The sequence below is a fragment of the Limnobacter alexandrii genome, from assembly GCF_005871185.1.
Lineage (GTDB): Bacteria > Pseudomonadota > Gammaproteobacteria > Burkholderiales > Burkholderiaceae_B > Limnobacter > Limnobacter alexandrii.
This window is the reverse complement of record NZ_SWKN01000010.1, coordinates 275,495-287,762: the sequence shown is the minus strand read 5'-3', so window position 1 is coordinate 287,762 and position 12,268 is coordinate 275,495. Positions and strand designations below refer to the sequence as shown.

The window sequence follows — 12,268 nt, the reverse complement described above, 5'->3', positions numbered from 1 at the left end:
GCGGTCAGACCGCACTCCAGTTTGAACTACCTGACCCCGAATGAGTTCGTGGCAGGATTGCAAAACGATTTATCAACTGAGACCAGAAAGTTAAGTTCTCAGTGGTAGGAAATTCCCGGGCAGGTCACCACCTCGAAGGTAACCTTGGCTTGATTGGCACCCACAAAAACGATGACTTTGAAGTGCTCTTGACTAAGCACAGCCATTGCTTCTGGCTGCACGTTTTCGTAATCGATAAGGACGTAGTTTGTTCGCAATTTAACTCCGGCAAAATTAGATGGCTAACGCCCAAGGTAAGCGGTGCAGGAAGGAGCGCAGTGCATGGAGGGAACCGACATGGGCCAATAGAATGCCGAAGGCATGGCCCATGTTGGCGTCAGCTTGACTGACCAGTTAGGCTGGGGCGCGTAGGCTGGCTCGGGCAAGTTCACTCCGTGCGCGTTGAGTTCGGTTGTGCAGCTAGCATGCGTTCAACTTCGGCAAGAGCATCCAACGTAACGTTGGGGTTCTTTTCCGCCATTGCAAGAAAGAGAGCGCCTTCTCTAAGAAATAGACGAGCAAAAAATCCTTTCCTGAGTCCTCGATTAGATTGACGAAGGTCTTTGCGAATTGCGAGCAGAAATGCTTCGGTGTGGAAGATGGATTGCGCATCTGGATTTCCTTTGGCAAGATGATCCTTCCAGGCAACGAACGCTTCAATTACTTCGGGTCCACTCCATAAAATCAATTTGCGTGTAAATTCGCGAAGAAATGGAACAAGGTCTTTCTGAGCCTCACTTGAACTGCCCTCTTCTGCAGTAAAGAAAAGAGAAAAGAACTCTTTTAGGAATTCATCGTAGATTTCAGTCTTTTTGTCTCTGTATAAGGCATCTAGTTCTCTTTTGCGCTCATAGTAGCGCCCAATCATCACTGTGAGGGTGGCAACGAGGATAGTTGATGAGGCAGCAATGAGCGGAGCAGCCAATTCTTTAGGGATACTTGCCAAGTAGCTGAAGAAGGTGCTGATGCCCCACGCCAAGATCGCGATTAATCCTGCAAGTAAAAAAAGACCAATAAGGACGAGTGCAAATTTCTTTAGACGGTGCATACCAATAGGCCTAATATTTGAAATAACCCGACCAAAAAACTTGCAACAGTTTTTTGGTCGGGTTCGTTGATTTGTTAGCTCGCGGTGTGCAGAAGCCTAGATTCATATTCTTTTATCAGGCTGGCACGATACTCGACACCCCACTTCTTTGACTTGTACGCTCTCTTAGCCAAATGGCGATTCGAATAAGCTTCTTCAATCGGTTTGAGCTCGTGGACAAGGTGTGGCTCAAGTGGCCCTAGCCCACCTGCAAGTTGGCAGGCCACAGCCAACTCTATTGTAAGCTTCAAGCCGGCATCTGCTGTCAGAATAAGATTCTCAGTATGCCCGTCTTTAGCTACCCAAGACTGCATGTACCAATCAACGTAATACAAGTCCCACGCCATATTGCGGAGCGAGGCAACATTTCTGTCCCGCGCCTCTCCAGGCTTGTATTTCATCATTTTCTTCGCTGGAAGCCTTCCGAAAAGCGCCGCTGCAAATATGAGCGACGCCAAGGAAAAGCGAAACTCAGAAACACACCAATTAATAAACTTCAGAACTTTCTTTGACTGGGATACGGAGGAATCAATTTCTATGTTCGTGATCGCGAGAATGCAGAGATACAAAGAGTCCCAATCTGTAAGTCGCCTGTACTGCAACAATTTGTTTCGCAGTTGATCTCGGTCCGGGGAAACGATTGGTTTGATATGCAGCTGCTGCTCGCAGCCGAGCGCATACGCAGCTAATTCATCCAGTGGATGGTTATCGATTCCTCGAAACTGCTCTAGGTTGGAAATCGCCTCCTCTGCCCTGTCATCGAAGTAGTTAATTTTTTCGTAAATTGCGCAAGTAGGGTCTAATTGAATATCCGCAATTTGAAAAAATGTCAGGTAGGCTGCGGCTACCCTTGAGAATTCAGTTGAATTTGGTCTCTTTACAAGGTTTAGCAGATACTGAAGGCAGTTCATGTCAATTATGACTTTGTACTTGGTGCCTTCCACTTGAAGGTTGTGCTGATAATCAGCCGCGTTGTAGATGTCTACATCTTTGCCTCCAAAGTTGTGAACCAACCAATTGGCTGATCGAATCACCTCAACAATGTCGGGGTAGAACGGTGGAACGACTAAACCTGACGACACAGAATTTCCCAATAGATCTAACGTTTGACATGAGCGGCATGACCCGGCTTGCCGGGGCATGTCCGCTCGATGGAGGGGTTAGGTCGCATTGAGAATTTCCTTTACGCCCTTTCGCGCGCGTAACAACAGATCGACGTTTCCAGACGGAACAACTATTCCTCGGCCAACGATGTTGTCTGGCGCTCCGCGAAAGTTGTCCTTCGCCAAGCGCAGGCAGTCGACGCCTTGCCCACTGCCCTTCTTCTGCAGGCAGCATTCTAGGAACTCGCGTGTAGCTCCTACCACCAGGTCTGCGACTTGCAACAGAGTGCTGTGGTGCATGCTCGTAAACAAGACCGAATCCGCAAACCCGAGATTGCTGAGCTTCCCGCATTGATAGGTGACGCTTCCGTCCGCGGTACGACCGCGAGAGAACGCCCAGGCGTATTCCGAATCGAACGGCTTTGCATTCCCCTTGTCTGGCCAGTCCAGCACAACCTGAGCAGAAGGAGGCTTCTCGTCTCTGACGTGAAGACCGAAACGCATGAGGCCGTTGGCGAATATGAAGCGACTCAGTTCTTCCTTTTTGTCCTTCAACACCTTCCGGTCAGCACTGTAGCCCTCAATGCATGAGATGAGGATGGCGCAGTCCGTCTCAGCCAAGCATGAGAAAACTTCCTTCCTCCACTCCTTTGACGTTTGCATCAATGACTCATAGATCTCCGTCTTGGCTTGCGTCTTGTACAGGTCCCTTAGGTCTTTCAGATTCCACTTGACCGGCGATCGCGAGTTTCCTGTATGCCGCTGTTTTATGGACTCGACGCCGGTGCGAATGTGATGCTCTGCCTCCGGCGAAACCACCAAACCGCCAAAGAGCAAGATGTCGGGAATCTCGGCTTCCTTTACCCCGTGCAGTTCAGAGTTGTCGGCGTACCACTTCACTGCTGCGTCTCCGTGCGACCTAACGCTGCGCTAACCGGCGCGCAGCACCTGTCGCGGAGCGGACATGAATTTGCTGGGTGTCCGAGTGCAGCAACGAGTTAGCTTGCGCCAATAAACATCTGACATACCGTGTCATAGTCGATGACATGAACATTATGGTATTTACGGCAAGCTTGATTGACTTCGTCGACGTCTATGTTTTCCCAACTTCCGACCACCAAGACCAACCGGGGATCTCTCACCTCAATTCCGTATTTGGCTTTAGCACTTTCAGCGTTTCGCGGGTATTCGAAGTATTCACGATAATTTGCTAACTGCGATATGCCCTCTTCGACATAGTCGATGAAACGCCTTCGGCTACGGCTAGCCTTAGTAAGATTTTTCCTATCAAGTACGGCAGTTTTGAGATCGTAAATGTCGTAGTATCCATCGTTTCTCTTGACGAGCAGGTCAGGGTTTATAGCCGTGTCTGTGCAAGTTCCATCATGTTCCAACCATTCGAGGTAAGGTTCGTACTCGAAATGCGCGGTTTTGAAGGCGGCCTTTATAACTTCCGGATGAAGCTTTATGAATTCTCCGATAGTTGTCTCACGGAGATTTGGGAAGAGCACCATGCTCTGCAGCTGGCCACCAATCAACAGCCGGCGTTCCTGTTCTTCAACTGTGTGAACACCCTTAACGTCATTGTCTCGAGTCGTATTTGTGAACAACTCCAAGAGTTGGGTTCTGCTAGCTCCGCTTTTAATAATGTACGCGGAAAGAATGCTCTTGCACCTGAAAACGTTTTCTTTTCGATTTACCAGAACACAGTTCTCAATCATGCAAGAGACAAAGTTGTCACCGAACGCAATGGTGCTCCCATGACCTCCCACACGATTTAGCTTTGATTCATAAAGCTCGATATGGGGGAACCTGCTTTTGATCGCATTAAAGTCTGCGTCATGTGCAAGGCATAAGAAACGAAATCCGTTGCATGACCCGTCAAGTCGCAATAACGGGTCTGGTTGACTATCGTCAAACTGGCTCATGTACCGATAGATCGACCTTTCTTCGTGTCTCTTAACCGTCAGACCATGGAAATTTTCCGTTGCACCGATAAGTTCTGCAACGTAGTAACCAGAACACTTGGTCACCAAGAGAATATTCGGGTAGAGGACCTTGACACCTTTTGTATCGAGATTACCCGTTCGTTGCGCGCTAGAAACAGCACGGAGATACGCTGACCACCAGGCTCTAGTTTCTTCAACGAACTTATCGAACACCATACGCGCAACCTCTCAAGCTAACGCCTAACTCAGCGAGCGCCACAGGCGTCCGCTGCAGTTATTTGTTATATTCTTTTGGCAATGGGCAATCATAGTTAATATCAATCATGTCCAAGTTTGTGATGGAAAAATTGGCATACTTTACGCCCCTTTGAGAAACATTTTCTTCAGGTTTTCCGTAGATGAAAACAAAGGCAGTTGGCTTCTCTTTTTGTATGATTTTTTCCAAGCGTGTGGTAACGAGTTTTTTAATCTTATAGCTATCAATCAAACGATCACCAATCATGACTGTGGTAATGTAGTCTTCTTCAGATTTTGTGAAATGTTTTTTGAATTTAATTTGGTAGCCATAATCTGAAGGCAGCCTGTTAATAAAGGCCCAACCATAGTAGATAACAGGATAATCAGGAAGGGTATCTAAGTCCTGCTCCCAGATACATTTAAAAATGCTTCTATAATGGACATCTCGACCCTGTATATTTACTCGCCTATGATCTAATGATCCGTCCTTTTTGTAGCGTATATAACGGCTCACAACTGATCTTACTGAATATATATTTCCTACACTGCCATTCTCTCTGAGAATAGAATCTGTAGGACGCTTGATGAATTGTGACTTTTTGACTGGCTTTTGATTCGGAAACCTATTTATTTTCGGCTCATCATAGTAGGAGCTAGGTCTTTCTAACAGAAATACATCAACAACCGATTCATCAACAGAGCGCTGCTCCTCTTTGACAGAAACGCCATCTTCATAGCGTAAATCAAGAGGGATATCATTAAATATCTCACAGGATTTACTATGTGAACCATAAATCCTAAAGTGAGGCACCACTTTCATATCTTGAACGTCTTCGTCCAAGTTGGCGCAGGTCACCTGAGCTGTGCAGTCAGTACCTGGACACAGAAATTTCTTCTTATCTTTAATTAATCCTGACCAATAGAAGTCATATGCCCTATCTGGATCAAGGTAATCATCAACTTCTATGCTGTACGCGATATCTAGCGACAAAGTCTGATCTCCCTATGAATATAACACTTGAATTAAGCCGACCCGCGAAGCGGGTTCGGTTTGAATGAATTGTTAGGGGGCACCTAGCAGCCCCCGAATTTCTCGTATAAGTTCCATCGCGCTATCCGCAGAGCTCTGAGCTGCACGTATTGCTTGTCCACCGATTTCGGCTATCTCAACTGCTTTCTCGTGCACGAGGTCTTTCCGAGCTTCACGGAATTCCTGTACTCGACCAAGCACAACAGAGTCGGTGATGCCAAGTATCTTCAACCGCTCCTCGTGAGGCAACCGATCAACTTTCAGTGCTTCCACGCGGCCTAAACGACTCTGCAAGGCGATGTACAAGAGTGCATCTAGGAACATGCCCGCAAATACGATTGCAACCATTGCATTTTTAAAGGAGCGGCGGTCGGGATCCCAGAGAATGATGTAGCCAGGCTCACCATCCGGTTTAAGCGATCTTGACGCCTCCAAATCCGCGCGCATTTCGTGATGCGCCTCGTCGGCGATGGACCAATAAACGTCAATATTGCTGATGATGCTCACGTGCCCCCTAACGTCTCAAATCACAGACGGCTAAAATCGGAGCGAGGAACGAGCTACGCTTTTAGGCGTCCGAGTTAATTTATCTTGTTAGACATTTTTACCTTTGCTCCAGAGATAAATATCAAAAACTCTTTCCTGAAACCAAGATTTTGAAGACACCTCCTTTATGTATTCTTTTGTCCCCACCTCTTGATCAACCGCATACAAGTTAAGTTCAGGCAATTTAGAACAAGACTTTTGAATTTGTTCTTTGTGTATTTCAAAACTTTCATTCCATTTTTTGTAGTAACCAGCCAAGTCTCCATTCTCTGAGCCCACAGCAATTCTTGCTTGTGAGTCATAGATTAAAACTGGTTGTTTTATCTTTAGCCAAAGAAATTTAGTGGTTAGTGATAAAACACTTCTGTTTCCATATTTTCCTGATATTTCTCTTTCTATTTCCAATATTTTTTTGACTTGATCATCCCTAAAGTGCTCCTTACTTACACCATCGAGTATTTCCAAGACAGGTTGGTATCTTTTAAGCCCTTTCTTTTCATCAAATTCACTAGGCAGATTTCTAGCAACCCTATAAAAGCCTCCTGCACTTTTCAATGCGGATAATTTTTTCTCCTCATTACCTTTAGAGAGAGCTTGACAGTAGCCTCGGTCATAAGTAAGCCACTGATTAAGGTAATAAAGTGAGCAATAATCAAAAGTCTGGATTGACATATTTTTGATGCCTAACACCGTGCTCTGGGGATAATCGGAGCGTAGCGTAGGTTATTCCCTAGGAGCACCTTGTTAAGCATTCTTCGTTGCTGCCGCTCTACCTTTTTCTGTAAGTTGGTATGCTGCTGTGTATCTTGTTCTTCCAGGTACAGGCTCCAAAAGACCATTTTGAACGAGAAGCTGAAGTATTCTTTTCATTCTATTTTCTGAATCGATGAAGCAAATTTCTCTAGCATGCCTATTTGCGATTTCATCATTTTCAAGTAAATACTCTAATATGGCCTCTTCCGGCGTTGCTAATGATTCGTGCCTTAAAATAACTTTTACATAGCCGCTATCTTGTTGAATTATTGGCGGTTTAAGCTTTAATTTCCTCATAGACTCAAACGCGGTATTTAGCCCTTCACCAACGTCTTTGTTTGGTGGATCAGGAAATTTGTTAATTAGTCGCACCAGCCCCGGGTTTCTAGCAAAGCGCTCTGAAAGAATATTTTCTGCAGTTACATGGCCAGGTAAAGTTCCCGGACTCAACACCTCTACTCGATTATCAAAAATCCGAATATGGATATCGTCAGTAATAGCGTAATCCCGATGTATAACTGCGTTAGTAATTATCTCGTGAATGGCCTCTACTGGATACTGAACCTCCACCATCCCGTTATGCGTACTCAGCCGAACAGATTCAATGATCTCTGTAGTTTTTTCCACTGCATCTTTGATTTGGTCGTATATATTCCCCTCTACTGATGCAGGATCAAAGTCTAGTGTTGCTCGCGTCCCCTCATCATCCGAGGTTTTATATCTATAAATTTTCAGACCGCTACGTTTTGGCAAAACAGCTTGCGGCTCTTCCGCAAAGAGTAAAATTGCTGCCACTGTTGGCTTTCCATTGAGTAGAAGCATTTGCTTTTTAAGCCAAGATTCGGGCTCACCCGTTGGAACCACTTCCAATAAGAATTCAATTATATGAGTTGAGTTTTCTATAACCTCTTTGGGACAGTTCACCACCTCCGTTTCGAACGACACTAATCCCTTATCGCGACGAAGTGACTGAAGCCTATCTTCATCTGTTACAGGAAGGCTTTGCGCTCCCCTACGAACATAAACCTTCCCATCACTGGCTGCCTTCAAATCACGAGTTTTTGATATTTGGATTTTGAGGACAACCCCATCCAAACCTTCGCCACTCAAAAATTCATATTGAAAATCGCTACCCAAGGGGAACAAACCATCGAACACTTGAATATGCGCATTAGCGGCTTCCATGTTGCCGAATCCTCGCCACTTTCGAGGGCTATCATCAATCCCAATGAATAGTTCACCACCTTCAGCATTGGCGAATGCTGCTATTGCTTTTGTAAGCTTTCCGGGTGCTATCTCGATAGCCTTGAGGTCTGAAAAGTGGCCTTCATCCATGGCTAGAAGTTTTTTTATTTCATTTTCAGATAATTTCACGGTATTGATCATTAATAGATAATTCCTCTCTATTGCTTAACGTTTGAGTTAACCGACAGGCGACAAGGCGGAGAATGAGCGAAGCCGCAGGCCTTGTTGCCTGTTCGTGTTGAACGAGGGGTTATGCGTTTTCATCTTCAATTTCATCAATGAATCTATCTTTTTTAAAATCCTTGAAGCAAAGTTGAAACCAATCATGAGAAGCTTCAAAAAGTTCATATATTTCTTCGTACAGTGCACTTATTGTGACTAGCCTATTTTTGAGCTCAGGGAGGGAGGTCTGTTTTGTTAAACCATGAAATACGTTATTTCTCAACGCATTCATTTCATAGCATTTTTCAATGAACGTTCTTTTCCCCTCGAATTCCACAGAAAATTCCAATTGAGCTAAAACTTGGCCTGCCATTTGTTGTTTCGGTGCAGGGAACCTGATTTCTGCGGGGTAGCAGGAGAGCTGAATGAAAAACTGCGAGTCTTTAACTAGTAACTTGGCCATCTCATCGCATAACTGGTGGTAGATGGCCAATGCGGCTAAATAACCTTCCAAAGTGCCAAGTCCATTTGCATCATCAGCCAGTGCGTCTAAGTCAGCAAGATGGTCAGAATTTTCGAAACAAGGCCACTGAGAACGATCCCTGATTTTAGAAACGATGCTAGTTATAGTTTCTTACGAATAACGCTTTGCATAACTGGCCAACCGAGGCGGGGCGAGGTTTGTAGCATCCGCCACAAACGAGTACCGCAGAGGACTTTCCGAGTTAATGCAATTGTTAGACACCCTGCAATTGTTCATAAAACAGTTACCTTCGTTTGCTTTCGTTTCCTTTTTGACTCTCGCCATACCTCAACGCGGTAATGCAGCGGTGGCGGAAAGTCAGGAGCGCGGCGTGTGCGCGGTTTTGGTAGTTCGCTACCATTTACTTCGGGTGGAATTATCTCTGTAAATTCATCGAGCGGTAGTTGAGCTTGCTGGGGACGACGAGGACAATTGCGAAAAGCGTTTGATAAAGTTTCCAGAAATCCCGGGACTTCGTGAGCATTATTTCCCAAGATAGTTTCGGCAAGAATGGATGCCTCGGCTGGACTTAACTCGCCACTCTGTACGCGAACAAAGAGCCTTTGAATAGCTGCTGGTACCCCACCTTTTCTTTTAACCGTCGCATCGGACTTCGCACAAGAGAACTTACTCAGAGCTTGGTCAGACAAAAAATTACCTGTAGCTCTCAACTGTTTGCTGATTATTTCAACCCCTGACATTAATCCGCCATAGGCGGTTATTCCAATAACTAAGGCTCCAGCAGTTGATTTAATTCTGCCCCAGCCATTGATCGAGCCTTCTTCAATTTGTAGAAATAGAGAATAGTCAGGCAACGTCAGCGACTGATCGACGTAAGCCCCCCACTCATCGAACAAAGAGCTTGACGCGACCTCGAGCTTTGAAGCGTCAATGTTTGGCACAGCCAGATTAAAATCTGTAGAACCAAGATCGAGCATACGGTCTTTCCTCTGTCCCTAATGCTGAAGTGAGTAGCCAGCGCGACATTTTGCGCTGGCCCGCTCGACTGCCAAGTTAGAAGGGCAAATCAGAGCGCCGCCTGTCATTTAGCTTTCTTTGGGGGAGTGCTAGGCTTTAGGGACGGTGTATTTCCTGGTGTGGTTTTGTTATCACGACGGCGCTGATCCGGCTTCCCCGTTGATTTTGCTATTGGCTTTGGTCCAGGTTTAAGTGCCATAAATGCTCTCCTTTATGGTTTGAGAATGAAAGTGACCCACCATAGCTACCGCAGGCCACCACCAAAGCCTGCTCTTGTTAGACACGTAATTTAATTAGTACATAAACTAAATTAATTGTCATACAACAGCAAGCAATCCACTCCCCTCACCCCACTGCTTAATAAATAATCAACAACCAAAAACCCCGCCCAGCTTTACTCTCAGCCACACAGCAAAAAACACCACCCCTCATTTGAAGGGCGGTGTAACTGAACTAAAAAAACTCGCGGGAATAAAAAAACCGGACCACCCCGCTACGAATGGTCCGGCTTTCAGAAAGAAAAAATTATTGTTCTTATGCAGCCACTGGCGCCTTGCTTACCGCTTTGCTCATGCGCGCACGAACTGCTTTTTTCACTTCAGGGTTGGGGTTGCGCATGGTCTGGTTGACCTTTTCCACGAAAGCATCGATCTCTTTCATGAAGTGGCTGTTGTCGTGGTCCCAGGGGTGGAAGTCAGCGCGGAAGTAGTCGAAGAAGTCGCTCATGGCGTTGCGGAAAATGCCTTCCTTGCCCAGCAACATTTTGGCAACGGCTTTATAGCCTTGCAGGTGCTTGCCCTTGGTGTTGGGGTCAGCGAATACCAGGCGTGCGTGGAAGTACATGATGACGGGCCAGAAAATGACGGTGGCCAGCACCATGCCGAAGCGGCGAATGAAGCGGTTGTATACGTTGTCGGGAATCACGGTGTTCCACACGTCGTAGGCCACGGCTTTGTGCTCGGTTTCTTCGTATGCATGCCACTGCCACATTTGCTTGAAACCTTCGTCCGATTTCTCGCCAGTAACTTTTGGATCTTTCAACACGGCGTCGGCCATGATGGCGGTGTAATGTTCCAGCGCAATGGTGCCGGCAAGTGACAATTTTTTGCCCAAGCCTTTTTGCAAACCACCCAACAGGCTCCACAGCATTTTGTCCAGCTTCAATGCGGGCACACCACTGCGGTCCATCATCTCGTTGTATTCCTCGTGCTCGCGGCTGTGCAGCGCTTCTTGGCCGATGAATGCGGTGATGGCTTTTTTCAGGTCAGGATCGGTGACCTGGTCTTTGTAAGCGCGTACGGAGTCCATGAACAAACGCTCGCCAGCCGGGAACAACACGGACAAGGCATTGAAGAAATGCGTAACGTGTTCACCGGCTTCGTGCCAGTTGTTGATGCGGGACTCGTCGAGGTTGATTTTGACGTCACGGCGAACTGGAATAATTTTCATGGTGTACTCCTTTGGTTGCAGCTATTTTTATGCTTTGGTACTAACGTTGACACCATTCAATGTAACAATCATTTTTGGCATTAACAACTGTAAACGTTAGAAAAAAACTCTAAATTTCAATCGATCGTTTGTTTTTTGTGACAGGGCAAACCCTTGATTCAATTGAATTAAATTTTTTGCAGTGCAATATTAAACTTGGGAATTTCAACCGAAGTGTTTGTTCCACAAGGTGTTCTTGGCCTTGTGGTATGCGGTAAAATTGGCTTATTCACCAGTTCATCAAGAGGTAGTTATGAACAAGCCAACAATCCCCACGGTCAACAATCCAAGAACGGTTGAACACATCATTACGGGCCAGCCCACCAGCGATGGCGCAGGCGTAAAGCTAACCCGCGTAATTACTCAAAACCTGCAGCGCAGGCTTGACCCCTTCCTGATGCTGGACAACTTCGGCAGCGACAACCCCAACGATTACATTGCGGGCTTTCCGAACCACCCTCACCGTGGGTTTGAAACCATTACCTACATGATTGCGGGCCGCATGCTGCATGAGGACAGCAAGGGCAACAGGGGCTTGCTGGAAAACGGCGGTGTGCAGTGGATGACTGCCGGGCGAGGTGTGTTTCACAGTGAAATTCCGCAGCAGGAAGAAGGCGTGATGGAAGGTTTTCAGCTGTGGTTGAACCTGCCTGCGAAAGACAAAATGTGCGCGCCTTGGTATCGCGATTTCACCAATGCTGACCTGCCCCAGTTTGAAACTGCGGAAGGTGTAGCCGTAACCGCAATTGCAGGCAATAGCCACGGCGTGGAAGGCGCTGTAAGCCGCGAGGGCACACAACCTTTGTACCTCGATTTACACCTGCCTGCCGGCTCAAAATTTGTTCAAAACTTGGCCGCCCAACACAATGCGGTGGTGTTTGTGTACCGGGGTGAAGTGAAGGTGGCTGGCCAAACCATTGGCGACAAGCGAATGGCCATTTTGAAAAACGAAGGCGATGGCGTTGTAATTGAAGCAAGCGCCGATGCCAAGGCTTTGCTGATTGCGGGCAAGCCACTGAACGAGCCGATTGCGCAGTACGGCCCGTTCGTGATGAACACCGAACAGGAAATTCGGCAGGCCTTGCAGGATTTTCGTGAAGGCACGCTGGCGTAAAAAAAAGCCCGGAG

Annotated in this window: 13 protein-coding genes; 1 reads left to right on the top strand and 12 read right to left on the bottom strand. The window is 46.6% G+C overall.

Annotated features, from left to right (window positions below):
* Nucleotides 1-98: 98 nt before the first annotated feature.
* From FCS97_RS16570 to FCS97_RS14395, 12 genes are all read right to left on the bottom strand, one after another.
* A complete protein-coding gene (locus tag FCS97_RS16570; RefSeq protein ID WP_171035326.1) occupies nt 99-257 on the bottom strand; it encodes a hypothetical protein in 159 nt (52 codons plus the stop codon).
* 170 nt (nt 258-427) lie between these two features.
* The gene (locus tag FCS97_RS14445) at nt 428-1,087 is read right to left on the bottom strand and encodes a hypothetical protein (RefSeq protein ID WP_138519131.1); all 660 of its coding nucleotides are present in this window, start codon (nt 1,085-1,087) and stop codon (nt 428-430) included.
* Nucleotides 1,088-1,161: 74 nt separating this feature from the next.
* Entirely contained in the window at nt 1,162-2,208 is a 1,047-nt protein-coding gene (locus FCS97_RS14440) for a hypothetical protein (RefSeq protein WP_138519130.1), read from the bottom strand.
* 78 nt (nt 2,209-2,286) lie between these two features.
* On the bottom strand, nt 2,287-3,129 hold the full coding sequence (locus FCS97_RS14435; protein WP_138519129.1) for a DUF3800 domain-containing protein: 843 nt from the start codon (nt 3,127-3,129) through the stop codon (nt 2,287-2,289).
* A 98-nt stretch (nt 3,130-3,227) separates the two neighbouring features.
* Nucleotides 3,228-4,394 carry a Shedu anti-phage system protein SduA domain-containing protein gene (locus FCS97_RS14430; protein WP_138519128.1) on the bottom strand — a complete coding sequence of 389 codons (1,167 nt, stop codon included), beginning with the start codon at nt 4,392-4,394 and terminating at the stop codon, nt 3,228-3,230.
* A gap of 58 nt (nt 4,395-4,452) precedes the next feature.
* Nucleotides 4,453-5,406 carry a hypothetical protein gene (locus FCS97_RS14425; protein ID WP_138519127.1) on the bottom strand — a complete coding sequence of 318 codons (954 nt, stop codon included), beginning with the start codon at nt 5,404-5,406 and terminating at the stop codon, nt 4,453-4,455.
* A 72-nt stretch (nt 5,407-5,478) separates the two neighbouring features.
* On the bottom strand, nt 5,479-5,952 hold the full coding sequence (locus FCS97_RS16630) for a hypothetical protein (protein ID WP_201301486.1): 474 nt from the start codon (nt 5,950-5,952) through the stop codon (nt 5,479-5,481).
* A gap of 87 nt (nt 5,953-6,039) precedes the next feature.
* On the bottom strand, nt 6,040-6,681 hold the full coding sequence (locus FCS97_RS14415; RefSeq protein WP_138519126.1) for a hypothetical protein: 642 nt from the start codon (nt 6,679-6,681) through the stop codon (nt 6,040-6,042).
* A gap of 54 nt (nt 6,682-6,735) precedes the next feature.
* Nucleotides 6,736-8,130, bottom strand: coding sequence for an ATP-binding protein (locus FCS97_RS14410; RefSeq protein WP_246066386.1), 1,395 nt, complete (start codon nt 8,128-8,130; stop codon nt 6,736-6,738).
* Nucleotides 8,131-8,239: 109 nt separating this feature from the next.
* Nucleotides 8,240-8,665: a hypothetical protein gene (locus FCS97_RS14405; protein WP_138519125.1), complete on the bottom strand. Its 426-nt coding sequence runs from the start codon at nt 8,663-8,665 to the stop codon at nt 8,240-8,242.
* Nucleotides 8,666-8,907: 242 nt separating this feature from the next.
* Nucleotides 8,908-9,612 carry a hypothetical protein gene (locus FCS97_RS14400; protein ID WP_138519124.1) on the bottom strand — a complete coding sequence of 235 codons (705 nt, stop codon included), beginning with the start codon at nt 9,610-9,612 and terminating at the stop codon, nt 8,908-8,910.
* A gap of 574 nt (nt 9,613-10,186) precedes the next feature.
* A complete protein-coding gene (locus FCS97_RS14395) occupies nt 10,187-11,101 on the bottom strand; it encodes a metal-dependent hydrolase (RefSeq protein WP_138519123.1) in 915 nt (304 codons plus the stop codon).
* Nucleotides 11,102-11,393: 292 nt separating this feature from the next.
* Between FCS97_RS14395 and FCS97_RS14390 the strand changes: the two genes are divergently transcribed.
* The gene (locus FCS97_RS14390; protein WP_138519122.1) at nt 11,394-12,254 is read left to right on the top strand and encodes a pirin family protein; all 861 of its coding nucleotides are present in this window, start codon (nt 11,394-11,396) and stop codon (nt 12,252-12,254) included.
* The last annotated feature ends 14 nt before the right edge of the window (nt 12,255-12,268 follow it).